The organism is Mesorhizobium intechi (assembly GCF_002879535.1).
GTDB lineage: Bacteria > Pseudomonadota > Alphaproteobacteria > Rhizobiales > Rhizobiaceae > Mesorhizobium > Mesorhizobium intechi.
Map to the genome: position 1 here is coordinate 1 of NZ_PNOT02000034.1, position 24,752 is coordinate 24,752.

Genomic DNA, 24,752 nt, shown 5'->3' on the forward strand with positions numbered 1-24,752 from the left:
CGCCGCTGAAACCGCGCCTGATGGTAGACGCAGTAGCTTTTCCGCCCTTTGGTTCGCATGCCGCAGCACAGCATGTCGGCGCCAGGCCGGCCGCCCGGCGCGTCGTTCTCCGGGTTCTCTTCCAGCGCCAGGTCGAGCGGCGCGCGGCAGCGGTCGAACAGGCAATCGATGAAGCGCATCGCCACGCCATGCGGCTGGCGGCCGATCGGTCCACGCTGGGGCGCGGGCACCTCTAGACGGTAGGCCTCGCCATCGGCGATCAGCACGCCCACCTCGCGGACGAAGAGGCGTGGCGGCAGCCAGGCCGGCGAGGAATCGCGCCTGGTCCGCGCCTTGTTCTTGCGCGCGTCCTCGACGGCATCGACGCCGGCGCGCTTTTGCGCCCCCGCCTCGCCGCTGGCCTTGCCATTTGCCCGCTTTGCGGACGCCGGCTTGCGTATTGCCTGCTCGCCGGCGGCCTGTCTCGCGGCCGGCGGCATCCCCCGGCCATTGGCAAAGCCGATCGCGCCGAGCACGGTGTTGCGGTGGACGATGCCGATGATGGCGTTGCGTGAGACCGGACTGCCGCGCAGCGCGCTGAACGCCGCCGCGATCCTCGAGGCCGAAAGCCCCTCCTTCAGCCAGTGTGCGATCTCTTGCAGTTCGGCGTCGCTGTAGCTTGCCATTCCAGGCTCCATCCAGGGGTCCGCCTTCGCCGCGCTTGCAAGCGCGCCGTCGGCCAGGCGTCAGGGTTCAGGCCCGGTCCGGGCCACGGTCAGGGTGTTCGGGGCGAAAGCCGGCTCGCGGGCCGGATCAGCCGGAGCGGATCGAGTGCCCGGCGGTCAGGCGTGCCAGCCGCGCCGCCGCCGGCTCCCTGTCGGGAGCCGGAACCGCCCTGCCCGTCATCGGCTCGAACACGGTGCCGTCCTGCGTGCGGATGCAGGAGCGCGCATAGGGACCGGCAGCGGACCGGTCGAATTGGGGGCCGGAGCCGAGGGGAGCGGCGGCTCCGGCCGTTCCGGCCGCCGGGGACGGGCGGGCCGGACCCGAGGCGTCAAAGCGCCCGGGCTTCGCCGCGGCCAGGGAGGATGGCCGGGGCGAAAGGGAATGGGCGGCGACATCGGTCGCCGGGCTGGCCTCGCGGGAGACTGGCGCTACCGCGCCACGAAAGCTGGACAGGTTCTGCATGGACAGATATAAGCATAACTCAAAACAAGATGCAAGCCATTCTTTCATAGACGAGAGCCGCTTTCATCGCTCACATGGGTGCCATGGCCAAAACGGAACTGTCGATCAAGGTCGGGGCGGCGATACGTCAGGCGCGCAAGCAGCGCGGGCTGGTCATGCGCCATATCGCCGAGCACAACGACACCGATGTCGCGGCCGTCGGCAATTGGGAAACCGGCCGCAACCTGCCCAAGACCGAGAACCTGTTGAAGACCGCCGCCTTCCTGCGCGTCGACCCGGTCGCGCTCGGCCAAGGGCAGGTTGTCTTCCTCGACGACGCCGGTCCTGTGGCCGATGCCGAGATCGTCACCGATGCCGGCCCGATGCCAGCCGGCTCAATGGATATCGAGGTGCTGGGAGCCGCGGTCGGCGGCGATGACGGCGACTTCACCTTCAACGGCGAGCCCGCCGGCTACGTCCAGCGCCCGCCGGGCGTGCGCAACCTGCCCAAGGTGTTCGCGCTGCATGTGCTGAGCGACTCCATGGTGCCGCGCTACGAACCCGGCGACCTCATCTATTGCGGCGGCCGCGACGCGATCCCCGGCGACCATGTGGTGATCGAGACCTTTCCGGAAGAAAACGAGCGCAACGGCAAGGCCTTCATCAAGAAGCTGGTCAAGCGCACGGCGGGCGAACTGGTGGTCGAGCAGTACAATCCACCCAAGACGCTGACCTTCAACCGCTATGCGATCAAGCATGTCTGGCGGGTTATTCCGCTGAAGGAATTGCTGGGGTATTAGGAAAAGTGCTTCCCTCCCTTCTCGCCTGCGGGTGAAGGGAAAACCAGCCGCTTAAGCCCGCTTCGCCCCTTCCACCAGCACCTCGCGCTCGCTCAGCATCTGCGCCTCGCTGCGCACACGCTGGCGTTCGTCGATGAAGGCCGCCTGGATCGAGATCGCCGTGCCCGGAAGCCCGTCGGCGCGGCAGGCCGAGCAGACGATGCGTCCAGAAAGCTCCGCCAGCGGCGTGCTGCCCGTCACCCCGAAACGCCGGAGCTCCTCCGGTTTCCACCACCTGTTGCGGCCGCAATCGCCGCACTCGACCGATATCGAGACGACATGCGCGATGACTGGTTTGCTGCCTGGCAATGCCATTGCCGCTCCATCCCATTTGTTCCTGATTTGTTCGTATAATCCTGCGTTTTGAGCTGCGAGTCGAGTCGCAGTTTTAACACTTTCCCAAAAGTTTCCCTTTCTCATTTTTTGAGTTATGCTTATGTAAACTCACAAGCGTGAGTCGCCTGTCGCACCAGACCCGGGAGCAATGATGGATGCCGCCGATTTCGCCCGCGCCTGCGGTTACACCGGCGACAGCCCTGCTCTGCTTGAAGCCTTCGAGGCGATCCGCCGCAACGGCATCGCGCAGGCTCGCCAGGACCATTTCCGGCGCAAGGCCGTCATCGACGCATTGAAACAATCCGAACCGTTGTTCCTGGCGGCGATCGGCCCGGCGCTGTCGGCGCGCGAGGCCATCGAGGACACTGCCCGTTTCATCGCCTGCTGGCGCAACCTGCCGCGCTGGCGCCAGGAACGGCGACTGGCCGACCTCGTCCGGGCCAGGCAGCAGCGTCTTGTCGCCCGCTTCTTCCGCCGCTACGGCCATCGCCTGTGGGCGCGCGAAGCGGCCTGAAGACCGGCCATGCTGGACCAACCATTTGCGGGTTCCAATCGGTTCTGTTTCTTTCTAGATTGTGCGTGGGTGGCTGTTCGACGTGCATGATTTGGAATGTTCAGGACTGCCCGCTCAAAAGTTCAAACCTGGATAACGGCCGGCGCGGGAACCATCGCGGCGCTGTTCGTCGCCGGCCTGATGGGCGCCTTCGGGGCCCTCCCCGCTCACACCCCACCGCTGCTGCCGCTCGACACCGCCACCGATGCCGGGCGCTGGCGCATCCGGCCGGTGCGCGCCTATGTCAGCCACGCCAGGACCTATGGCGTGCTCTTGAAGCCCGGTCAGAAGGCGCTGGTGCTGGAGGCCGACATGACCAACCGCACGGCGCGATCCGACAAGGCCTATTTCGACGTCTTCAAGCCGGACGGCCTCGCCCTGGCCGACCCCATGCCGATGATCGCGCTGACGCGCGACGGGACACTGACGCCGGAACTGCATCCCGGCATGACCGAGCGCATGGCCTATGTCTGGCCGCTGGCCGGCGAGGCGGCTGTCCCAGCCAACCTTAGCTTCGGCGTCACCGCCGAGATCTTCAAGCCGCGCGACAACCTCTACGGCACGCCCGGCTGGTTCAATCCCTACCGGCTCGGCACCATCACCTTGCCGGTGGCCGACGTGCCGGCGCCGGGAACCGGCCCATGAGAATCCGCATCCTCGGCAATCTCGTCATCCTCGCCAGCACCGTGGCGCTGAGCTACGGCATGCAGGTGTCGAAGCCGCATTATGCCGACCTGACCGCGCCGATCCCGGTCGATGGCGCCATGCACGACACCGTGCGCGCGCGCAGCTTCGATGTCCGGCTCGACAAGGTCGTCTTTGCCCGCCAGCTCAAGACCAACCAGTTCGGCCAGGAAAAGTCTCTGACCACCAGCGGCCTGTGGGCGGTGGTGTCGACCAATCTCACCGCCACCGCCGCCTCCACCACGATTGCCGACGGCACCTGGCAAGGCCCGACCGGGCTGCGCTACCGCCAGACGGAGCGGCTCGGCTACCGCCAGGACATGCCGCCGCATGGCGTCGACCCGGGCCTGGAGAAGCGAGGCTTGTTCGTGTTCGAAATACCGTCCGACCAGATTCGCGGCGCCAGCCTGCTGATATCGGCGCGCCAGTTCGGCCCGCTCGACGCCCAGGCGCGCATCAGCCTCGATGGACTGCCGACAGGCGCCGACGGCCAGCCGGCGGATGTTCTGCCGCAATACGACCTTGACGCCCCGCAGGCCCAGCCACCTCAAGGCAAGTCATGAGCGCCGTGTCTACCGCTACTGGACCGATCGCCAGCGAGGACCCGCGGCGCGAGAGGAAATGGCGGCGGCGCAGCCTTGTCGCGCTTGCCATCCTGCTGCCGCTGACGCTGGCCGAGACGTGCTATGACAGCCTGCGCGAATGGCTGCATGGCGAGGACCTCATCGCCCGGGATGTCGATTTCGGCCAGTCAGCGCCGTTCGGCGGCAGTGACTGGAAACTGGCCGATCTGCGCGGCGGCAAGGCTGGCCGCCTGCCCGACCACGCCTTCGCCGTCATCGCCACTTTCACCGTCACCATTGGCGATCCCAACCTGCAAAAGCAGTGGCTGGGCTGCAAGCTGATGCTGACCGATGCCGCCGGTCGCCGCTGGCTGCCGGATTTCATCAGCGGCGTCAGCCTGCCGGCGGGCCTGATGACCTGCACCTCGGCGATCTTCTCCGGCGCCAAGAGGGGCGACGTCCTCACCATCGGCGACACTTTCATAGTGCCCGAGGATGCCATCAAGACGATCCGGCCAGCTGTTGGCCTGGGCAGTGAGCGCCCATGGTACCTGCGCTTTCAGCGGCCGCCGAAATAGCTACTTTCACCCCGTCACTATGCGGGGAGAAATGCCCGGCAGCGCAATGAGGGCCGACGCTCCGGCAAGCGGCTGACTTGCATAACGTCGCGGTCGGCGCAGGCATCGCGAATCCAAGCTCGGTTCTTTCGCGTCAGCGCTGCCCCTCATCGCCTGCCGGCACGTTCCCCCCGTGAACGGGGCGAAGGGAGCTCAGCGAAAAGGCCGTCTCCAGCACCGCCGCCAGAAAGCATATCCTGATCGGCTCGATCAAAATGCCCGTGGAGGAATCCTGGAACGGGCTGCCGAACAGCAGCGTCACGCCGTGCGAGAAAATCTGCCAGACATCGAGCTCGTGCGGCCCGATCAGCCGCGTCGCGCCGAGCCACAGCCAGGCCGCGCCCCAGTCGATAAGGCGATAGCCGATGATCAGCGTGCACAGAAGCAGCAGGCTGGAGCTCACCGTCAGCCGCACGCCGTTGGCGATCGGCAGATAGCGCGAGCGGTAGCCGGCGATGAAATGCTCGACGAAGTCGCGCAGGAATTTCGGCAGGCCTGCATAGCGCGCGCCGAAACGCTCCACGCGATTATGCACGCGCATCAGGGCGGCATCGTCGCGCACGTCGTAGCCGTAGATCAGCGCCGCCATGACCAGCCAGATCAGCGGCAGGAGCATGTAGAAGAACAGGTTGACGGCGACCGTCGAGGGCGCGATCGAGGTGATCTCGACCGGCACCATCGGGGCCGCCGTCGCCACCGGCACCGGGCTCGCCAGCCCGTCGGCCGCCGCCTGAAATACCGACCAGAAGGAACGGCTCATCAGCCATTGCAGCGCCGTGTCCTTCCAGCGGCTGATCACATAGAGGCCGACGAAGATCCAGTTGGTCTCGCAGATCACCACGACGATCTGCCAGAACGACGCGGCCTTCGTTTTCGTCTGCATGAACTTGGCCAGCCGGCGGATCAGCCAGGACACCGCCACCGAGATCAGCAGCCAGCGCGAATCGAGCACGTCGAGCACATTTCCAGCCTGGCCGAAATCGGCCTGGTCGAGCGTGGCGCGCGAATATTGCCGCACGATATCGCCGAGGAACCCCCAGGCCGCGTAGTAGGCGAAGAAAGGCAAAAGCGCGATGGTGATCATGCGCACCAGCCGCGAGCCACGCCGATCGTCAGTGTCCTGCTGCTTCGCGGCCTTGTCGGCGCCGCGCTGCGCGGCCAGGAGATGCGGTAGGCCGGGGCGCAGCACATGGAACATCGCCACCGTCACCACCAGTTGCGCCAGCGCCACCAGCGTCAGCATGGCGAGCCCGGCGAAATGATCGGCGAGCGCCACTTTCGCCGCCAGTTGCAGCAGGAGATCGCCGGCCAGCACCCCGGCCAGCACCAGCGCGACAAGCTGCGGCCAGAAGCGCCGCAGCAGCGAAAAACTCAAGCTGATCGGCCTGATGATATCGGCAAACATGAGGTCTCTCACGATGCCACCCGCCCCACGCCTTTCTAGCAAGGCCAGATCGTTTTGCAACCGGGCCGGGAATGGATGGTCGTGCCGCGGTCCGACCACGCCGGGCAGGTGATGGCGGGTTCGGCGCGGATTGTTGAGGAGAAGTTGCCGGAATAGATGGTTCTTCCTCCCCCTTGCGGGAGAAGGAAGAAGCCCTATCGCCGAACCCGCGACTTCAGCCACCGGTCAAACGCCACCGCCAGGATCAGGATCAGCCCGATCACGATGCTTTGCGTGTAGGACGAGACATTGTTGAACTGCAGCCCGTTCTGCAGCACGCCGATCAATGCCGCGCCGACCACGGTGCCGCCGACCGAGCCGATGCCGCCGAACAGCGAGGTGCCGCCGATGACGACGGCGGAAATGACCGTCAGCTCATAGCCGATGCCGGCGACCGCCTCGGAAGAATTGAGCCGCGCCGACAGCACGAAGGCGGCGAGCCCGGCGAAGAAGCCGACGATGACATAGACCGAGACAAGGATGCGGTCGACGCGCAGGCCCGAGAGCCGTGCCGCCTCTGCATTGCCGCCGACGGCATAGACGGCGCGGCCGTAGCGCGTGTAGCGCAGCACGATGTGGCACAGGATCGCGGCGATGGCGAAGATGATGGCCGGCACCGGCACCGGGCCGATCAGCCCCGTGCCGAACCAGCGCATCGAGGCGTCGAAACCGGAGATCGGGCCGCCATTGGAGATGGTCAGCGTCAGCCCGCGAAACACCGTCAGCCCGCCCAGCGTGACGACGAAGGGCGGCACTTTCAGCCGGGTGATGGCAAGCCCCTGCACGCCGCCGGCGGCGGCGCCGACGATGACGGCGGCCAGCAGCGCCGCGAACCAGCCATAGCCCTGCGTGCCTGAGGTCGACAGCGACAGCGTGTTGGCCGCGCCGCCCTTGGCGACGACGGCGGCGACCATGCCGCAGAAGGCCAGCAGCGAGCCGACCGACAGGTCGATGCCGGCGGTGAGGATGACGAAGGTCATGCCGAGCGCGATCAGTCCGGTGATCGAGATCTGCCGCGTGATGTTGAACAGATTGATCGGGTCGATGAAACTCGGCTTCAGCACGGTGAAGACGACGACCAGCGCCGCCAGGAACAGCAGCGGCCCGAAACTCATCAGCAGCCGCGCGATCGTCGCGCCACCGCGCTGGTTCTGCTGTTCGGCGATGCTCATCGCGCCTGATCCTCCGCATCCTGCCCAAGCGCATCTTGGCTGTCGAGCGCCATCAGTTCCATCAGTTTTTCCTCGTTTGCCTCGACGCCCGGCATCTCACCGGTGATGCGGCCCCGGCGCATGGTGACGATGCGGTCCGACACCGCCAGCACTTCGGGCAGCTCGGACGAGATCATCATCACCGCGATGCCGCGCGCCGCCAGTTGCACCAGGATCTGATGCACCTCCGCCTTGGCGCCGACATCGACGCCGCGCGTCGGCTCGTCGACGATCAGCACTTTCGGGTCACGCGCCAGCCAGCGCGCCAGGATGACCTTCTGCTGGTTGCCGCCCGACAGGCCCTCGATCGCCTGCTCGGCCGAGGCCATGCGGATCGACAGCATTTTCCTGAAACCCGACAGCGCGTCGCGCTCGCGCCGCTCGGCCATGAAGCCGAAGCCGTTGCTGAACGTGCCGAGCGAGGCGACGGAGAAATTGGGCAGGATGCCGAGCGCGGCAAAGATCGCCTGATGCTTGCGGTCCTCCGGCACCAGGCCGATGCCGAGCGCGATGGCATCCGCCGGTGAGGCCGGCGCGATCTGTTTGCCGTCCAGCGTGATGGTTCCCGCGGCGATGCGGTCGGCGCCGAAAATGGCGCGCGCCAGCTCGGTGCGGCCTGAACCGACAAGGCCGGCAACGCCGAGGATTTCGCCTGCCTTGACGTCGACGTCGACGCCGTCGAGCACGATGGCATGCGGCGCCTCGGGATCACGCACGGTGCGCAAGCCGCGCACCGACAGTACGACATCGCCGGCCACCGCGCGCTGCGACGGCCTTGCATAGAGTTCGGAGGCAGCGCGGCCGACCATCTTCTCGATGATCCGCGGCAACTGGATCGGCCGCCCCTTGTCGCGGTCGAGATGCCCGGCAAGCCGGCCGTCGCGCAGCACCGTCATGCGGTCGCAGATGGCCGAGGCCTCCTCAAGCCGATGGGTGACGAACATGATGGCGACCTTGTCCTGGCGCAGCCGGCCCATGATCGACAACAGCCGCTGCACCTCGGTCTCGGTCAGCGCCGAGGTCGGCTCGTCCATGATGATCAGCCGGCTCTTGAGCGACAGGGCGCGGGCGATCTCCACCAGTTGCTGCTCGGCCACCGACAGGGCGGAGACCGGCGTCATCGGATCGATGGAAAGGCCGACACGGGCGATGATGTCGCGCGAATCCTGCTCCATCCTGCGCCAGCTCACCAGCCCCAGTGGTCCGACCGGCGCGCGGCCGATGAAAATGTTCTCCGCCACCGTCAGCGTCGGGATCAGGCTGAGTTCCTGGTAGATGGTGACGATGCCGAGCTGTTTGGCATCCTGCGGACTGGATGGCGCGTAGTCGGCGCCGTCGAAAGTGATGCGCCCGCTGGACGGCGGCATGACGCCCGACAGGATCTTCAACAGTGTCGATTTTCCCGCGCCGTTTTCGCCGAGCAGGCCGAGGATTTCGCCGGGGCGGATGTCGAGCGAGACGTCGCTCAGCGCGGTGACGCCGGCGAAATGCTTGGTGACGCCCTCGACGGCAAGCAGGACGGGCGCGGCTTCAGGCGGCAAGGGCTGCTCCCGTGGTGCGGCAGGCAGCGGGACAACGCCCCCCACGAGGGGGCTGAGACGTGGTCCGCGAAGCGGACGGGAAGCCAATTGCTTGGCTTTCCGAACGACGAACGCCCCGAGCGACAGCGAAGGGCTGCGCCCGACAGGGCAGAAGGGCGCGCTGTCCCACCGGCCTCACCGATCAGCCCCTACTTCGTCTCGCTCAACCTCTCGGCCTTGTCGAGATTGTCCTTGCCGATGACGATCGGCGTCAACAGCACCAGCTTCTCCTTCGGCTCGGTCTTGTTCTTGGCGTAGGCGACCGCGATCTGCACGGCGGTGCGCGACTGCTGGCCGGGGAACTGTTCGACCGTGCCGGCGAGCTTGCCATCGCGCACGGCAACCAGCGCTTCCGGCAGCGCGTCGAAGCCGTAGATCTTGACGTCGGTGAAGTTGCGCGCCGCGCAGGCTTCGAGCGCGCCGAGCGCCATGTCGTCATTGGCGCAGATGATGGCGTCCGGCTTGCCATTGGCGGCGAGCCCGGCTTCCGTCACCGACAGCGCCTCTGCGCGGGCGAAGTTCGCGGTCTGCTCGAAGATGATCTGGTACTTGTCCTTCAGGGGATCGAGCACATTGTGCACGCCCTTGTTGCGGTCGATCGCCGGACCGGCACCCGGCTGGCCCTGCAGGTGGAACAGCTTGGCGCCGTTGGGGAACGCCGCAACCATTGCGCTCGCCTCCGCCTCGCCGCCCTTGACATTGTCGGCGCCGACATGGGCGAGGATGCCCTGGACACCGTCGACGCGGCGGTCGATCGTCACAACGGGAACGCCGGCCTTGACCGCTTCCTCGATTGCCGGCGCCAGCGCGTTGACGTCGAGCGGCGAAATCACGATGGCGTTGACCTTCTGCACCAGCGCCGCCTCGATGTCGGCGGTCTGCTTGGTGGCCGAATTCTGGCCGTCGCTTTCTGTCAGGTTGACGCCTTGCGCCTGCGCTTCGGCCTTGATCTCGTTCAGCATGTGCACGAAGAACGGAAAGCCGAGATTGGGCACCGAGCCCAGGATGGTCAGCTTGTCCTCGGCGAATGCCGAAGGTGCGGCAAGCACCATCGCGCCCGCGGCCACGGACGTCATCAGGAATTCACGTCTGTTCATGGTTGATCCTCCACAAGAACGCACGCCCCGGAAACCGGGACGGTTTCAGGAAGGATCATGCGTCGGTTCAAAGTGTTGGAGCATCCTCCTTGCGCGGGAAGCGCATTGCCGCTCCAGCTGATCGCCGTTGCAAAAACTGCCTCCCATCGGCATCAGCAAGAGGATGCTAACCCAGGGTCAACCATTTGTGCAACATCGATATAACAGCGCCGGAGGCGAAATTGTCGGAATTGTCGGAATTTTGGACGGACCGACCGGCCCGGCTTCCATTCCGGCGGCCGCGGCCCTAGTTTGACCCTTGAGCAATTCCTGAAGCTCAGTCCCTTCCCGAAGATCGGTCCGTCCTGGAGAACCATGAAGCCGTACGTCATCTGCCATATGCTCGCCTCGCTCGACGGCGGTCTTCATCCGAGCCGCTACACCGCCAGCCCGGACGGAACCCGGGCCGAGTGGTCAGGCCTCTATGAGCGCATCCACGGCGATCTCCAGGGCGACGCCTGGATCGTCGGCCGGGTCACCATGGCCGAGATGAGCAGGGCCGGCGCGCACCCACCGGCGCGGATCGGCAAGGTCGAGCGGCCGTATCATTTCGCGCAACGCGACGCGGGCACCTATGCGGTAGCGCTCGATGCGTCCGGCAAGCTGCATTTCGCCAAGCCGGATGTCGGCGGCGACCATGTCGTGGTGCTGCTTGGGCGTGACGTCTCCGACAGCCATCTGGCCGAGCTTGCCGCCGACGGCGTCTCCTATGTCGTGTCGGAAACGGCCGAGATCGATCTCGCCGCCATGCTCGACGTGCTCGGGCGTGAGCTCGCAATCCGCCGGCTGCTGCTCGAAGGCGGCGCCGGCATCAACGGCTCCTTCTTCGCCGCAGGGCTTGTCGATGAACTCAGCCTTCTGGTGGCGCCCGCGCTCGATGCGCGGGCGGGAAACCAGGGTTTTGTCGAGTTCGGCGAAAACGGCCTCGCCGGCAAGATGCAGCTGTCGCTGACAAGTTGCCAAACGCTGGCGCATGGGCTCATCCACTTGCGCTATGCCGTCAGCCCTGGCTGAGGCGGCGGCAGGCCCTCAATACCGCATGGCGTCCAGATCGGCGATCAGCGTCGGGCCGATCGGATGCCAGCCGAGCCGTGCCTGGGTCAGCGCGCTGGAGGCTGGCAGGTCCATGGGGGCAAACATTCCCATCCAGCCGAAATGCTCCGCCGCCTTTTCGGGCGCGATCGAGACGACGGGCAATTTCAGGCCCCGCCCAAGCGCCTCGGCGATTTCGCGCACCTCGACGCCTTCCTCGCCGACAGCGTGGTAGCGCGCACCCGGCTGGCGCTTTTCGACGGCAAGCCGGTAGAGCCTGGCGGCGTCGAAGAGATGCCCCGCCGAATAGCGGTTGCGGCCTTCGCCAACATAGGCCGAGACGCCCTTTTGGCGCGCGATCTCGATGAGCGGCGAGATCAGCCCCTGCTTGATCGGATTGTGGACCTGCGGCAGGCGCACGACCGACACATTGATGCCGGCCTCCAGCAAGGCATTGCCGGCGAGTTCCGAGGCGACGCGTGGATTGGGGTGGCTGGCGTTGAAGACGTCCTCGACCGCCAGTTGGCCATGTCCGGGGCTGCCCATGCCGACGCCCGACGTGATCACCAGCGGCCGGTCGGATCCGGCCAATGCCTGGCCGAGTGCTGCGATCACGCGCTTGTCCTTTTCGCAGTTTTCGGCAAAGCGCGAGAAATCATGGTCGAACGCGGTGTGGATCACGGCGTCCGCTTCGGCGGCGCCGCTGCGCAGGCTTGCCGGATCCTCGAGGGTTGCGCGATGCACTTCGGCGCCCGCGGCCGCCAGCGCCTCGGCGCCGGCATCGGAACGGGTGACGCCGACCACCTGATGGCCGGCCTGGATGAGTTCGGGAACGATCGCCGAGCCGATGAAGCCGGTGGCGCCGGTCAAAAAGATGCGCATGCAAAATCTCCTGCACAATTGCCCGCGCAGTATCTCCGGTCTATTATTCCATTAAAGTAGTGATGTTATTATGGTATAATGGCTAACAGGATGCCCACCCCCGGTTCTCTCGCTGCCTTCCTGAAAGACCGCCGCACCCGGCTCGATCCCGCCTCGTTCGGCTTTTCCGGGCGCCGGCGCACGCCGGGGCTGCGCCGCGAAGAGGTCGCCCAGCGCGCCAACATCAGCCCGACCTGGTACACATGGCTGGAACAGGGCCGTGGCGGCGCGCCTTCGGCCGATGTGCTGAACCGCATCGCCAAGGGGCTGCTTTTGACCGAGGCGGAGCGCGAACATCTGTTCATGCTCGGGCTGGGCCGCCCGCCCGAGGTCCGCTACCGGGGCGACGAGGGCGTCAGCCCCCGGCTGCAGCGCCTCATCGACACGCTCGAGGCCAGCCCGGCTTTGGTCAAGACCGCCACATGGGACGTCGTCGCCTGGAACCGCGCCGCCGAGATCGTGCTGACCGACTACGGCACCATCCCCGCCGGCCGGCGCAACATATTGCGCTTCATGTTCCTCACGCCCCACATCCGCGCCAAGCAGCACGATTGGGAAAACCTTGCCCGTTTCGTGGTCGGCGCATTCCGGGCCGACGCGGCACGCGCCGGCGCGGTCTCCGAGGTCACCCAACTGGTGGACGAACTGTGCGGCGGCAGCGCCGAGTTCGCCGCGCTGTGGCAGGAGAACGACGTGCTCGCCCATGGCGACGGGACAAAGCGCCTGAAGCATCCGGAACTTGGCGACATCGAACTGGAATATTCATCCTTCGCGGTCGACGGCCGGCCGGATTTGAACCTGACCGTCTACAACCCGGTCGACAGCAAGGTCGCCGACCGGATCCGGGCTTTGGCCAAGCGCCACGCTGCTGGAAACCGACCGGTCCAACGGCGCGTTTGAGGTTATTGGCAACAACATCGCTCGACGAAAGCGCGAAAGGAGCAAAAACTAGTAGCAAACCTACGAGACACCCAGCGCTTTCACTCCGCCTAGTAATTGTGCGATAGAGGATGATTGGTTGAGTCGTAAGTAAAGTCTTGGCGATGGGGCAACATAAGAGGGAGCCTTGGGGCGCCGATGAACCCGAGGACGTTTTTGTCCATTGCCGATGGGATCAACTCAAGGGCACATTCAGGGCATCGGCCAAAGAGGCAGCGCAAGGTACTGAAAAGTACAATCGTGCGAAAAGGGAATTTGACGAGGAAGCTGCGGCTGACTTGGTCGAACAATCCGTGGCTCAGCCGGCACTTGATCTTATTGCTGACGCAGTGATGAAAATAGGCCGCCCAGCACTGGTCGTGGTGCCCCATCCTGAATTCAACCCACTGGACAGCACGGGGCAACACCCGTTGAAGCCAACGAATGCTATTCCGTTCGCGTTTGCAGCATACCTGGCCAATGAGCTAGGGGGGAATATCGATCAAGAGATCATTGAAACCGCGAGGCCTGGCCGCACCAGGCTGGGAAACTTTCCACGATTTCTATGGCAGCCGGTGTTTGATGGTGCAGTGCGACAAGATTGCGCCTATATTATAGCTGATGATAACTGTACGCTTGGCGGCACGATAGCGGCCCTCCGAAGCCACATTGTTAGAGGCGGTGGAACCGTGGCCGCCATTACGACATTGTCAACTAATCACGGCGTAAACTTCCGGCTCCCCATTGCGCCGGCGACGGTGGATGTGCTTTCATCGGTATATTCGGGGGAGATTTCCGGCCTCTTGAAAGAGGAAATCGGTCATGACTTACAATGTCTTACAGAGCCTGAAGGGAATTTTCTCGCTCAATGGGGCCAAGACAAAGACTACGGAGCGCGAGCCGGGGCCAGCCCAATTCAGCGCCTCAGAGATCGATTATCTGCGGCAGCAGGTAAAGCAAAATAGCGAATCTGCGCTCAAAATTCGTCAGTCGCGTGGGAACAAAGTGAACCCACGCATACAGGCAGCTCGCGCGGCTGGCTCCAAGGTCTGACGATGCCTTTGTACAACTCCTGTAACCTTGTAGCGTAGCATCGGAAGCTGACCCGCCTTGGCACATGGCGCCAGCTCCTTCCGTTTTCAGCATCGCTCGCACACCGCCTTCAGGATCTGCAAGGTCGGCCCCCAGTAGAGATTGGCGTGTGGGCGCATCGACGGCTCGGCGAAGTCGCTGAGCGTCAGCGTCAGCAGCGTTCCTCCATCCGCCGGCGCCAGGGCGAAACTGACCAGCGTATGGTGTTCGGGCACGTCCGCCAGGCGCGAGGCCGACAGCGTGCTCCAGTAACTGTAGGAGAACAGCCGCTGCGGCTCGAACGCGCGGACGATGCCACGGTTCTCGAACGCCATGCCGTGCAGCAGCCCCCGTATCACGATTGGGCCACCCGCATGCCCCTCCAGGCTGACGGTCAGCTCTTCATCGGACATCCATTGCGGGATTATCCCAGGCGTCGTCAGCACCCGCCAGACCTTGGCCGGTTCGGCGGCGACGACGATGGCCTTGACGATCGGTGCGCAGGGATCGGTCATCCCCGCATTTACCGCGACTGCCGGGGGAAAGGTAGCGCAATATCGGTTGGCACTTCCGCGCGATTTCGGCTGGCAGCAATTTGTGCCTTGGCGGGAATGGAGCCTGCAGGATCAATCCTTGCCGGTCTCAACAATCGTGCTTCCACAAATTGATCGCCGGCCGGCCACCGCGACTGATATGCTGGACGGTGTCACCAAAAATGGGGGCCGGCCCGATGGAGGAAGAGGCATCGCAGTTGCACTGGAACGCAACATATGAATCGAAGCGCGAGGACGGCGTCAGTTGGTTCCAGGATATTCCCGAGCCCTCTCTTTCGTTGATCAAGGAGATTGCCGAGCGCGGCTCTGCCATCGTCGACGTGGGGGGCGGCGCCTCCCGGCTGGTGGATAAGCTTCAAGAACAACACTTCGAGGACGTCGCTGTCCTGGATCTGTCCGCGGCGGCGCTCGCTGCGGCGCGCGGTCGACTGGCTGGGACCGGCGGGCACGTCGATTGGATCGTTGCCGACATTCGCGCCTGGTCGCCGAGGCGACTTTACGATGTCTGGCATGACAGGGCTGCCTTCCATTTCATGGTCGACGAAGCGGATCGTGATGCTTACCTCTTCACGCTCAGGCGGGCCCTCGCCCCAAACGGCCACGCGATTATCGCGACGTTCGCCCTCGACGGACCGGAGAAATGCAGCGGCCTGCCCGTTCAACGATACGATGCAAGCACGCTCGCCCAAGTCCTTGGAGCCGGCTTTGCACTGGTTCGCACAATCGACCACCTGCATGTGACGCCATGGGGTTCCTCTCAGCCCTTTCAGTTCAGCGTTTTCAGACGGGCGCCTGACATGTAATCCGGCGCTGCCGTGACACTGTCCGCGCCGCCCGGCGCAGCCGCATCGGCCATGCCGCCCGTTTCGTTGCGCGATTGCCGGCTGATCAACGCGACGGCGGCGAAGGCGGCGATGCCGACCAGGCCGACCACGACGTTGAGCCACAAGGCCGGGAAAACGCCCAGGCCCGATATCATCAGGGTCAGGCCGAATGGGGCGAAGGCGGAGCTGAACTGGCGCGCCGCCGTGATCCAGCCGACATAGGAGCCGTAGCGTTGCTGGCCGAACAATTCGAGCGGCAGCGTGCCGCCGACAATGCTCATCAGGCCCGAGCCGAAGCCGAAGAGCACGGCAAACAGCATGGCGCCGGCAACGGAGGGCGCCACCATCAGCAGCACCGCGAGGCCGCCGGCCAGTCCTGCGGTCGCGCCGAGCGCCAGCGATGTCTGCGGCAGGCCGCGGCCAAACAGCATGTTGACCAGCCTGCTTGCCACTTGCGACGGGCCAAACAGGCTGGCGACCGGCACCGAGGCGCCGCCGAGGCCGACCAAAGTGAGCAGCGGCACCATCTGCACGAGAACAGCCGAGAGCATGAAGCCCTCTATGGCAAAGCCGGCCAGCACCAGGACGAACAGGAGCGACCATCGCCGGCCGGGCCCGGGTCCCGACAGGCTCGCCGTTACCGGAACGATCCTTTCCCGCGCCTTGCCGATCCGGCTGGAAAGCCGGGCCAGCCACCAATGGATCGGCAGGCAGACAAAGGCGTTGAGCGCGGCGAACAGAACGAGGACCTCCCGCCAGCCGAGATGCTGGTGCAGCAGCGTCGTCAATGGCCAGAACAGGGTCGAGGCGAAGCCGGCGATCAAGGTGAGATGGGTGATGCCGCGCCCCGCCCCGCCGAGCTGCACGATGGCGACGAAGGCCGTGCTGTAGAGCACGAAGCAGGAGGCGAGTTCCATGGCCAGCACGCCCATGGCAAAGCCGGCGCGCCCCGGCGCCAGTGCGCACAAGAGCAACGCGACCGCGGCCGCCAGCGATCCCGGCACCATCAGGCGTCCCGCCCCGACCCGGTCCGCGAGGCTGCCGGCGAACGGCGCCACGACGGCGCTTGCCAGCAGCGACACCGAGAGCACCGCGAACACCCATTGCTGCGACCACGCCAGTTCCGCCGCCACCGCCGGCGCCAGGATGCTGTAGCTGTAGTAGAGCGTGCCGTAGCCGACGATCTGCGTGGTGCCCAGCGCCCAGATGGCGCAAGCGGGGATCTTGGCGTCGCTCACTCGGCGGCTTCCATCTTGCCGGCGCAGCCGCAACCGCTTTTGCCGGCGGCCTTGGCGTCGGCATCCGCCGCGCAGCAGGCATCGATCGCCGCCGGCGCCGGTCCGCCGCAGCAACCCTGCGAGGAGCGGGCCGCCGGCACCGTGCAGACACCGGTTTCGGGCAGCACCAGGCGCACCGCGTCGGCCGCCGCCATATCGCCGGCGAGCGCCGCCGCGACCGAACGCACCTGCTCGTAGCCGGTGAGCAGCAGGAAGGTCGGCGCACGGCCATAGCTCTTGATGCCGACCGTGTAGAAGCCGGGCTCGGGATGACTGAGTTCGCGGTGGCCATGCGGCGGCACGTCGCCGCAGGAATGCTCGTTGGGATCGATGAGCGGACCGAGCGCCTTGACGCCCTCCAGCCACGGATCGAGATCGAGCCTTAGTTCCCGGGTCAGCGACAGGTCCGGGCGCTGTCCGGTCGCGGCGATGATGCGGTCGACGGGGCCGAGTTGCAGCACTCCCTCCTCGCTTTGCCCCTCGACGATCAGCCTCCCGTCACGCTCGCGGATCGCAAGCGTCGCAAAGCCGGTCACCAGCTGGACGCGGCCGCTTTCGGCGAGCTCGCGCACATCGGCACCGAGTTCGCCACGCGCCGGCAATTGGTCGGCGTCGCCGCCGCCATAGATGCGCACGAGGTCGGTTCCGCGCACCGCCCAGATGAAGGCCGTGCCGGGCGCGGTCTCCGCCAGCCTGGCAAGGTCGAGCAAGGCATTGGCCGCCGAATGGCCGGAACCGGCGACCAGCGTCGTGCGGCCGGCATAAAGCGCTCGATCGCGGCCAAGAACATCAGGGATGCCGTAGGCGATGCGGTCGGCAAACCCCACCTCGCCTTCGGCCGCGATGCCGCCGGCGCCGAGCGGATTGGGCGTGCGCCATGTCCCCGAGGCATCGATGACCGCGCGGGCACTGTCGCGCCTTGTGTCATTGGCGGTTTCGACGACAAGCATGAAGGGTCGCGTCCCGCGCTCGCTGCCGCGCACCTTGTCGGCGCCCCAGCGCGATATGGCCACGACACGCGCCTTGGTTTCGATAGCCGGCGCCAGTTCCGGCAGGTTGGCGAGCGGCTCGAGATAGTGCGCGACGAGTTCATCGGCGGTCGGAAACGCTTGCGCGTCCGGCATCCGCCATCCATGGCTTTCGAGCAATGTCCTGGCAGCCTCATCGACGCAATAGCGCCAGGGCGTGAACACCCGGACGTGGCCCCAGTCCCGCAGATTGGCCGCGACGCCGCCGCCGGCCTCATAGAGTTTCACCGGCAGGCCCTGGGCGATGAGATGCACCGCGGCGGCGAGACCAACCGGGCCGGCGCCGATGACGGCGATGGGCAGATCGTTTTGCATCAACTTCTATCCTTCCGGTATTATCGAAATAACAGGGAAAAATTCAGGCGGCCGCCTCATCCGCTGCCGGGCTGCAGGCCGCATCGGCGCAGCATTCGTCGGCGAGGAAGCCGATGAGATCGTTCATCACGGGATAGTTGGCGCGGCAGATCAGCGTCGTCGCCTGCCGCTCCTGGCTGACCAACCCGGTCAGGATCAGGCGGTGCAGATGGTGCGACAGCGTCGAGGCTGCGATGCCAAGGCTTTCCTGCAGATAACCGACCGGCCGGCCCGCCTCGCCGGCCCGAACCAGGATACGATAGAGGTTCAGCCGCGTCGGATTGCCGAGCGCCTCCAGTTGCTTCGCTGCTTGTTTGAGTTTCATGGAAATAGCATGCGCCCGACGACTGAGACCGTCAAGTTCTATTTCGAAGAATATCGAAATAGCCTTCAGGCGACCCGCTTGCCGCTCGCGTCGATGACGACCTCGCCGTCCTCCTTGGTGAACGGGCCGATATCCGGATTTGGCAGGATATCGAGCACCGCTTCGGACGGCCGGGCCAGCACGACGCCCAGCGGTGTGACCACGATCGGCCGGTTGATCAGGATCGGATGCGCCAGCATGAAATCGAGGATCTCGTCGTCGCTCCATTTGGGGTCGGCAAGGCCGAGTTCGGCATAGGGCGTGCCCTTCTCGCGCAACAATTGGCGCGGCGTCATGGCCATCGCCTCGATCAATTCGACTAGCCTGGCGCGCGACGGCGGCGTCTTCAGATACTCGATGACCTCCGGCTCCTCGCCGGATTGGCGGATGATCGCCAGCGTGTTGCGCGACGTGCCGCAGGCCGGGTTGTGATAGATGGTGATGGTCATTGCGGGGTCCTCTCGCGGGATGTGGCGTTGCGGACGGCGGCTCCCTGCTCGTACCAGCCTTTGCTTCGGTTCACGATCCACACCACGGACAGCATGACAGGAACCTCGATCAGCACGCCCACCACGGTTGCGAGCGCGGCACCGGAATTCAGCCCGAAAAGAGCGATCGCGGCCGCGACCGCCAACTCGAAGAAGTTGGACGCGCCGATCAAGGCCGACGGTCCGGCCACGCAATGCCGCTCACCGGAGAGCCGGTTGAGCATATAGGCGAGACCGGAGTTGAAATAGACCTGGATCAGGATCGGTACCGCCAGCAGCCCGATCACCATCGGCTGGGCGATGATCTGCTCGCCCTGGAAGCCGAACAACAGCACCAGCGTCGCCAGCAGGGCGATCAGCGACAAGGGCTGCATGGTGGCCAGCAGCGCATCGAGCCCGCCCTGCCCCTTCGCGGCCAGCAGGCGCCCGCGGATCAGTTGGGCAACGAGCACCGGCAGGATGATGTACAGGGCAACCGACAGCACCAGCGTGCCCCATGGCACGGTGATCGCCGACAGCCCGAGCAGCAGGCCGACGATGGGCGCGAAGGCAACGATCATGATCGCGTCGTTGAGCGCCACCTGCGACAGTGTGAAGTTCGGCTCGCCGCGCGTAAGGTTAGACCAGACGAACACCATGGCCGTGCAAGGTGCCGCCGCGAGGATGATCAGCCCGGCTATGTAGGAATCGATTTGCGCGGCCGGCAACCAGGACCGGAACAGCCAGCCGATGAAGAGCCAGCCCAGCAGCGCCATGGAAAACGGCTTCACCGCCCAGTTTATGAACAGAGTGACCCCTATCCCTCGCCAATAGGTGCCGACGCTGGCCAGCGAGGCGAAATCGACACGCAGCAGCATCGGCACGATCATCAGCCAGATCAGCACCGCGACGGGAATGTTGACCTTGGCGATCTCGGCCGATGCGATGGCGCCGAACACGCCAGGGAGCAAATGGCCGAGGACAACACCCGCGACGATGCACAGCGCCACCCACACCGTCAGGTATTTCTCGACGAAGCCGATGCCGGGCCTCGGCGCCTCGCCGGCATCTAGAATATGATCTGACATTGATTCCTCTTGCCTCATCCGGACTTGGGCAGGTTGCGACCAATGTGGCCAGGGCGAACCACCCACCTCAACATTTGCAGGTCACCGCCTGGAGGATCGGCTGGCAAAGCTCCGGAGCGCCATTGCAGCAATCCTCCATCAGATAGGCCAGCAGATCGCGAAACCCGGTCATGTCGGCCGAATAGCGGATGCTGCGCCCTTCGCGCTCGGCATGCACCAGCCCGGCCTGGCCGAGGATCTTCAGATGCGCCGACATGGTGTTCTGCACCGCCCGCAGCCGCGTCGCGATCTCGCCTGCCGGCACGCCCCCGGTCCCGGCCCGCACCAGCAGCCGGAACACCTCCAGCCTGGTTTCCTGGCCGAGTGCGGCGAGCGCCTGCAATGCCGTTGCCTTGTCCATCAATCCACATATCCAGATTTATGGATTAATGGCAGGGGACCATGACAGTGGTGTGACGACCGGGGGTCACGCCTTGCGCCGGGAACCCGTCGTGCGTGGTTCGCTCAGATGCGGCCGCCAGCCATGCACGCGATCCCGCCCGGCGGCCTTGGCGCCATAGAGGGCCTCGTCGGCGCGCCGCAGCAGGTCGGCGATCTCGATGTCGGCACTCCCGTCGAAAGTGGCGACGCCGATGCTGACGGTGACGATGCCCTTTTCGCTGCCGGCATGCGCGAGCCGGAGGTCGCGCACCTTGCCAGCAAGGGTCTCGGCGATGACGAAGGCGCCTCTGGCGTCGGTCTCGGGCAGGACGAGCGCGAACTCCTCGCCGCCATAGCGGGCCGCTGCGTCGGCCGGCCGTCGCGCCGTCGCCTCGATGCAGCCGCTGACGGCGCGCAGGCATTCGTCGCCGGCAGGATGGCCGTAATGGTCGTTGAACCGCTTGAACCAGTCGACATCGATGATGAGCAGGCTGAGGGGTGTAGCGTTGCGCCGGCCGCGGGCGAATTCACGCGCCAGCGCCTCGTCGAAGGCCCGCCGCGTCAACAGTTCGGTCAGCCCGTCGCGGTGCGCCAGGAGGTTCAGCTTCTCGTTGGCGGCCAGCAATTCCGCCTCGACCTGCTTGGCCTCGGTGATGTCGGAAAACACGCTCAGGCTGCCGCCATCGCCGGTCGGCCGGGTCCGCACGTCGAGCCAGCGCCCGTCGGCGAGCCGGATCTGGCGGTGGCTGGCATGCGTCTGCGTGACCATGATCGCGGCAATCCAGCCCTCGACGGCGTCGGGCGGCGTGATGCTTTCGCCCCGGGCGACCGAGGCGCGCAATATGTCGCGATAGTCGGTGCCGGGCACCCTGATGTCGGCCGTCTTCGGAAACAGGGTCCGATACTGGGCGTTGCACAGAATGAGCTTTCCGGCGGAATCGAACATCACCAGCCCGTCGGCCATGTGCGTGAGCGCGTCTCCCAGCCTTGCCTGGCTTTCCGCCAGCTCGGTCTCCAGCCGCTTGCGCTCGGTGATGTCGCGATTGTGCGTGATCAGGCCGATGACGGCCCCGGTCCTGTCGCGAAACGGCGCCTTCAGCGTTGCCAGCCAGCCATCCGTGCCGTCCTCGTGGTGAACATGCTGCTCGATGGTGGAGGCGATGCCGGATGCCAGGACGGCGAGCTCGTCCTCTCGGAATTCCCGCGCCGTTTCGCTGGGGTAGAAATCGAAATCCGTCTTGCCGATCAGCGCCTTCGCGCTGGCCGCGTGCATCAATTCGGCGGTCGCCGGATTGGCGGCGATGAAGCGTCCGTCGAGATCCTTGACATTGAGGCAATCGGGCAAGGTCTCGACCACGGTCTTGAAGATACGCCTCGACTGCAGCGCCTCCAGGCGACGCCGCTCCTGGTAAAGGGCCAGTCCCGACATCGCCACGGAGACGAAGATGAGCAGGCTGGAGGGAAACACCACCTGCGGCAGAACCGTCTGTATGACCGACCGCGGCAGGACGCTGAGGCCAATCAGCGAGCCGCACGCGGCCGCGGAACCCAGGATCATGATGTCGGCCATGCTGGGCCGGCGGCCCCTGAGCGCAAGATTGCCGGCAATGCCTACCAGCATGGTGGCCGCGATGCCGACCGCTCCGGCGAAGGCGCCGATGCCGCCCTCGAAAGTCCGGAAGGCACCGGCCATGACGCCGGCGACGACACCGGCGACAGGACCGCCGAAGAAGCCGGCAATGGCGATCATCGTCGCCCTGAGGTCGACCAGCACGCCCGGCTGCAACTGCATGGGGGTCAGCATGAGGACGATGGCGCCGGCCCCCATGAGCAGGCCGAAGGCCGCCGCTTTTACCGGGGCCGGCCTGCGGTCCAGCCACACATGCGTGTGGATCCAGACCGAAACGAACATCGCCACGACCGCGAGGTTTGCCAGCAATTCGGACCAGGGCGAACCCATTGCGCGCCTTTCCTGTCACCGGGCTTTCGCCGTATCGCCTCCTCGATAGTCCCTCAATGACAACAAAGTGTTACGTCGGCCATCTGACTCCCGGTCTAAGGAATCGGGCAGACAGGGCTGACGGACATGGCACATCCGGCGGCGCGATATCGGCTCGAGATCACCCCCAGCGCATCGTAGCAACAAAGTCGATGAAGGCCCTGAGCGGCGCGGGTGTGAGGCGGCGGCCGGGATAGTAGAGGTATGGGCCGGAAAATTCCTGCCACCAGGGTTCCAGCACCGGCTCCAGTCGGCCATCGTCGAAATAGGGGCGCAGCCAGTCCTCGAACAGCGAGACGATGCCGCCGCCGGCGACCGCCACCTCGAGCGCGAGCGCCATGGCCGTTCCGGTGCTGACCAGCAGCGGGCCCGTCGGCTCGACGCTCACCACCTCGCCGTCGCGTTCGAACTCCCAGGGCGGCGTCAGGCCGCTGGCGAAGCGGCCGCGCAGGCAAGCGTGCTGCAGCAGGTCGCGCGGATGCTCGGGCCGGCCGTGCCGGTCGAGATAGGCCGGTGCGGCGGCGGCGGCGTAGTGCTGCCGGCGCGGGCCGATCGGCACGGCGATCATGTCCTGCTCCAGGCGCTCTTCATAGCGGATGCCGGCGTCGGAGCCGCTCGCCAGTATGTCGACGAAACTGTCCTCCGCGGTCACTTCGACGCGAATGTCGGGATAGGCGGCGAGGAAAGGCGGCAACAGGCGCGGCAGCACCAGTTTCGCGGCGACGACCGGCACGTTGAGCCGCAGCGTGCCGGCGGGGCGGCCGCGAAAGCCGTTGACCACGTCGAGTGCCGCCTCGACTTCGCCGAGCGCCGGAGCCAGCCGCTCGAGCAGGCGCGCGCCGGCCTCGGTGGGCGCGACGCTGCGTGTCGTGCGGTTGAGCAGCCGCACGCCGAGCCCCGTCTCCAGCCGCCGCACCGTCTCCGAGAGGCTGGAGGCGCTGACGCCGCCCACCCGCGCCGCCTCGCGAAAGCCGCCGGCGCGCGCCACCGCGATGAACGCCTGTAGGTCGCCAAGATCCGCCGCCATTGTTCGCCCTTCCGCACAGGCTGTGCCGATTGCACCATATTATCGCGCAGGCGCGCCTTGTCTACATTGGGCCGATCCAAAGGAGATGAGACCATGACCGACATCAGCAAGGCCGGAACTTTCAAACTCGGCGACCGCACCGTAAAGCGACTCGGCTACGGCGCCATGCAACTGGCGGGACCAGGCGTCTTCGGCCCGCCGAAGGATCGCGACGCAGCCCTTGCCGTGCTGCGCGAGGCGATCGCCAGCGGCGTCGACCACATCGACACGTCGGATTTCTATGGCCCGCACGTCACCAACCAGATGATCCGCGAGGCGCTGCACCCCTACCCCGCCAACCTCACCATCGTCACCAAGGTCAGCGCCCGACGCGGCGCCGATGCATCCTGGCTTCCAGCAATGTCGCCCAGGGAACTGACCGAGGCCGTGCACGACAACCTGCGCAATCTCGGGCTTGATGTGATCGAGGTCGTCAACCTGCGCTCCATGCATGGCATCCACGGCCCCGCCGAAGGATCGCTCGAGCCGCAGTTGAACACGCTCGCCGAATTGCAGCGCCAGGGCCTTATCCGCCATATCGGGATGAGCAACGTCACCGCGACCCAGATCGCCCAGGGACGCAGCATCGCCGAGATCGTCTGCGTGCAGAACCAGTACAATATCGCACACCGCGACGACGACGCGCTGATCGACGCGCTTGCCGCAGACGGCATCGCCTATGTGCCGTTCTTCCCGCTTGGCGGCTTCACGCCGCTGCAGTCGGACACGCTGGCCAATGTCGCCAGGAAACTCGGCGCGACCCCCATGCAGGTGGCGCTCGCCTGGCTGTTGCGCCGCGCGCCCAACATCCTGCTCATCCCCGGCACCTCCTCGCCCAGCCATCTCCGCGAGAACCTGGCTGCGGCCGAACTCGACCTCCCGGCCGATGCGCTCAAAGTGCTGAACGGCATCGGCAGTGAAGCCGAGCAAGCGGCATAAGGCGATTCCTGCTGCCGGTCGGCGGACTACCGGCGACTACCGGCTGCCGACCCTGGCGATCCTTGTCTGCGGATCGCAATAGATGCCGTAGAGCGTCTGCAGGATTCGCTCCACCTCCGCCGAAGCCAACCGATAATAGACCTGCTGGGCGTCGCGCCTCGTGTCCACGAGCTTGAGCGCGCGCAGCTTTGAAAGCTGCTGCGACAGCGCCGACTGGTTCATCGCAACCAGTTCGGCCAGTTCGTTCACGCTCGTCTCGCCGTCCAGCAGATGGCACAGGATCATCAGACGTTTTTCATTTGCCATCGCGGCGAGCAGTTC

Annotated in this window: 27 protein-coding genes and 1 pseudogene; 10 read left to right on the forward strand and 18 right to left on the reverse strand. The window is 65.7% G+C overall.

What is annotated here, in order from left to right; genetic code table 11:
* The coding region (locus C1D09_RS02875; protein WP_143972895.1) for a GcrA family cell cycle regulator at positions 1-665 on the reverse strand (665 nt) is incomplete at its 3' end.
* Positions 666-1,241: 576 nt separating this feature from the next.
* Here C1D09_RS02875 and C1D09_RS02885 point away from each other — a divergent pair.
* The gene (locus C1D09_RS02885) at positions 1,242-1,946 is read left to right on the forward strand and encodes an XRE family transcriptional regulator (RefSeq protein WP_095776039.1); all 705 of its coding nucleotides are present in this window, start codon (positions 1,242-1,244) and stop codon (positions 1,944-1,946) included.
* A 51-nt stretch (positions 1,947-1,997) separates the two neighbouring features.
* Here the strand turns inward: C1D09_RS02885 and C1D09_RS02890 are convergent, their stop codons facing one another.
* Positions 1,998-2,300, reverse strand: a complete 303-nt coding sequence (locus C1D09_RS02890; RefSeq protein WP_143972897.1) for a hypothetical protein — start codon at positions 2,298-2,300, stop codon at positions 1,998-2,000.
* A gap of 172 nt (positions 2,301-2,472) precedes the next feature.
* Here C1D09_RS02890 and C1D09_RS02895 point away from each other — a divergent pair, with 172 nt between their 5' ends.
* From C1D09_RS02895 to C1D09_RS02910, 4 genes are all read left to right on the forward strand, one after another.
* Positions 2,473-2,835, forward strand: a complete 363-nt coding sequence (locus C1D09_RS02895) for a hypothetical protein (protein WP_143972898.1) — start codon at positions 2,473-2,475, stop codon at positions 2,833-2,835.
* Between the two features lie 96 nt (positions 2,836-2,931).
* Positions 2,932-3,519, forward strand: a complete 588-nt coding sequence (locus C1D09_RS02900; RefSeq protein ID WP_143972899.1) for a hypothetical protein — start codon at positions 2,932-2,934, stop codon at positions 3,517-3,519.
* Complete coding sequence (locus C1D09_RS02905) at positions 3,516-4,121, forward strand: hypothetical protein (protein WP_143972900.1); 606 nt, start codon at positions 3,516-3,518, stop codon at positions 4,119-4,121. The genes C1D09_RS02900 and C1D09_RS02905 overlap by 4 nt, the downstream gene beginning before the upstream one ends.
* A complete protein-coding gene (locus C1D09_RS02910; RefSeq protein ID WP_143972901.1) occupies positions 4,118-4,699 on the forward strand; it encodes a hypothetical protein in 582 nt (193 codons plus the stop codon). The genes C1D09_RS02905 and C1D09_RS02910 overlap by 4 nt, the downstream gene beginning before the upstream one ends.
* 133 nt (positions 4,700-4,832) lie before the next feature.
* Here C1D09_RS02910 and C1D09_RS02915 read toward each other — a convergent pair whose 3' ends face one another.
* The 5 genes and pseudogenes from C1D09_RS02915 to C1D09_RS02930 all read right to left on the reverse strand — a co-directional run bounded on the left by C1D09_RS02915 (position 4,833) and on the right by C1D09_RS02930 (position 10,070).
* Complete coding sequence (locus tag C1D09_RS02915) at positions 4,833-6,143, reverse strand: hypothetical protein (protein ID WP_143972902.1); 1,311 nt, start codon at positions 6,141-6,143, stop codon at positions 4,833-4,835.
* A gap of 194 nt (positions 6,144-6,337) precedes the next feature.
* Complete coding sequence (locus tag C1D09_RS02920; protein WP_143972903.1) at positions 6,338-7,354, reverse strand: ABC transporter permease; 1,017 nt, start codon at positions 7,352-7,354, stop codon at positions 6,338-6,340.
* Positions 7,351-8,427: a sugar ABC transporter ATP-binding protein gene (locus C1D09_RS02925; protein WP_425463397.1), complete on the reverse strand. Its 1,077-nt coding sequence runs from the start codon at positions 8,425-8,427 to the stop codon at positions 7,351-7,353. The genes C1D09_RS02920 and C1D09_RS02925 overlap by 4 nt, the downstream gene beginning before the upstream one ends.
* Positions 8,422-8,850, reverse strand: a pseudogene (locus C1D09_RS34310) (ATP-binding cassette domain-containing protein); the annotation flags it as partial. The pseudogene C1D09_RS34310 and the gene C1D09_RS02925, both read right to left, overlap by 6 nt.
* A gap of 272 nt (positions 8,851-9,122) precedes the next feature.
* Positions 9,123-10,070 carry a substrate-binding domain-containing protein gene (locus C1D09_RS02930; protein ID WP_143972905.1) on the reverse strand — a complete coding sequence of 316 codons (948 nt, stop codon included), beginning with the start codon at positions 10,068-10,070 and terminating at the stop codon, positions 9,123-9,125.
* Positions 10,071-10,424: 354 nt separating this feature from the next.
* On the opposite strand from C1D09_RS02930, the gene C1D09_RS02935 reads away from it, so the two are divergent.
* Complete coding sequence (locus tag C1D09_RS02935; RefSeq protein ID WP_143972906.1) at positions 10,425-11,123, forward strand: RibD family protein; 699 nt, start codon at positions 10,425-10,427, stop codon at positions 11,121-11,123.
* A gap of 15 nt (positions 11,124-11,138) precedes the next feature.
* Here the strand turns inward: C1D09_RS02935 and C1D09_RS02940 are convergent, their stop codons facing one another.
* The gene (locus C1D09_RS02940; protein WP_143972907.1) at positions 11,139-12,023 is read right to left on the reverse strand and encodes an SDR family oxidoreductase; all 885 of its coding nucleotides are present in this window, start codon (positions 12,021-12,023) and stop codon (positions 11,139-11,141) included.
* 78 nt (positions 12,024-12,101) lie between these two features.
* On the opposite strand from C1D09_RS02940, the gene C1D09_RS02945 reads away from it, so the two are divergent.
* Together C1D09_RS02945 and C1D09_RS02950 are read left to right on the forward strand one after the other, a co-directional pair.
* Positions 12,102-12,962 carry a helix-turn-helix transcriptional regulator gene (locus C1D09_RS02945; RefSeq protein ID WP_143972908.1) on the forward strand — a complete coding sequence of 287 codons (861 nt, stop codon included), beginning with the start codon at positions 12,102-12,104 and terminating at the stop codon, positions 12,960-12,962.
* 137 nt (positions 12,963-13,099) lie between these two features.
* On the forward strand, positions 13,100-13,945 hold the full coding sequence (locus tag C1D09_RS02950) for a hypothetical protein (protein WP_143972909.1): 846 nt from the start codon (positions 13,100-13,102) through the stop codon (positions 13,943-13,945).
* 174 nt (positions 13,946-14,119) lie between these two features.
* Here C1D09_RS02950 and C1D09_RS02955 read toward each other — a convergent pair whose 3' ends face one another.
* On the reverse strand, positions 14,120-14,566 hold the full coding sequence (locus C1D09_RS02955; RefSeq protein ID WP_143972910.1) for an SRPBCC family protein: 447 nt from the start codon (positions 14,564-14,566) through the stop codon (positions 14,120-14,122).
* A 215-nt stretch (positions 14,567-14,781) separates the two neighbouring features.
* On the opposite strand from C1D09_RS02955, the gene C1D09_RS02960 reads away from it, so the two are divergent.
* Entirely contained in the window at positions 14,782-15,408 is a 627-nt protein-coding gene (locus C1D09_RS02960; RefSeq protein ID WP_143972911.1) for a class I SAM-dependent methyltransferase, read from the forward strand.
* Here the strand turns inward: C1D09_RS02960 and arsK are convergent.
* From arsK to C1D09_RS03000, 8 genes are all read right to left on the reverse strand, one after another.
* Positions 15,372-16,667, reverse strand: a complete 1,296-nt coding sequence (gene arsK, locus C1D09_RS02965) for an arsenite efflux MFS transporter ArsK (RefSeq protein ID WP_143972912.1) — start codon at positions 16,665-16,667, stop codon at positions 15,372-15,374. The genes C1D09_RS02960 and arsK overlap by 37 nt on opposite strands.
* A complete protein-coding gene (locus tag C1D09_RS02970; protein WP_143972913.1) occupies positions 16,664-18,049 on the reverse strand; it encodes an NAD(P)/FAD-dependent oxidoreductase in 1,386 nt (461 codons plus the stop codon). The genes arsK and C1D09_RS02970 overlap by 4 nt, the downstream gene beginning before the upstream one ends.
* A gap of 43 nt (positions 18,050-18,092) precedes the next feature.
* Positions 18,093-18,413: an ArsR/SmtB family transcription factor gene (locus tag C1D09_RS02975; RefSeq protein WP_143972914.1), complete on the reverse strand. Its 321-nt coding sequence runs from the start codon at positions 18,411-18,413 to the stop codon at positions 18,093-18,095.
* A 65-nt stretch (positions 18,414-18,478) separates the two neighbouring features.
* Entirely contained in the window at positions 18,479-18,901 is a 423-nt protein-coding gene (gene arsC, locus C1D09_RS02980; RefSeq protein WP_143972915.1) for an arsenate reductase (glutaredoxin), read from the reverse strand.
* On the reverse strand, positions 18,898-20,007 hold the full coding sequence (gene arsB / locus C1D09_RS02985) for an ACR3 family arsenite efflux transporter (RefSeq protein WP_143972916.1): 1,110 nt from the start codon (positions 20,005-20,007) through the stop codon (positions 18,898-18,900). The genes arsC and arsB overlap by 4 nt, the downstream gene beginning before the upstream one ends.
* A 67-nt stretch (positions 20,008-20,074) precedes the next feature.
* Positions 20,075-20,407: an ArsR/SmtB family transcription factor gene (locus tag C1D09_RS02990; RefSeq protein ID WP_143972917.1), complete on the reverse strand. Its 333-nt coding sequence runs from the start codon at positions 20,405-20,407 to the stop codon at positions 20,075-20,077.
* Positions 20,408-20,473: 66 nt separating this feature from the next.
* Positions 20,474-22,387, reverse strand: a complete 1,914-nt coding sequence (locus C1D09_RS02995; RefSeq protein ID WP_143972918.1) for a diguanylate cyclase — start codon at positions 22,385-22,387, stop codon at positions 20,474-20,476.
* Between the two features lie 160 nt (positions 22,388-22,547).
* Positions 22,548-23,453, reverse strand: coding sequence for a LysR family transcriptional regulator (locus C1D09_RS03000; RefSeq protein ID WP_143972919.1), 906 nt, complete (start codon positions 23,451-23,453; stop codon positions 22,548-22,550).
* 93 nt (positions 23,454-23,546) lie between these two features.
* Here C1D09_RS03000 and C1D09_RS03005 point away from each other — a divergent pair, with 93 nt between their 5' ends.
* Positions 23,547-24,431, forward strand: a complete 885-nt coding sequence (locus C1D09_RS03005; protein WP_143972920.1) for an aldo/keto reductase family oxidoreductase — start codon at positions 23,547-23,549, stop codon at positions 24,429-24,431.
* Positions 24,432-24,467: 36 nt separating this feature from the next.
* Here the strand turns inward: C1D09_RS03005 and C1D09_RS03010 are convergent, their stop codons facing one another.
* Positions 24,468-24,749, reverse strand: coding sequence for an ArsR/SmtB family transcription factor (locus tag C1D09_RS03010; RefSeq protein WP_246135638.1), 282 nt, complete (start codon positions 24,747-24,749; stop codon positions 24,468-24,470).
* Positions 24,750-24,752 lie beyond the last annotated feature (3 nt).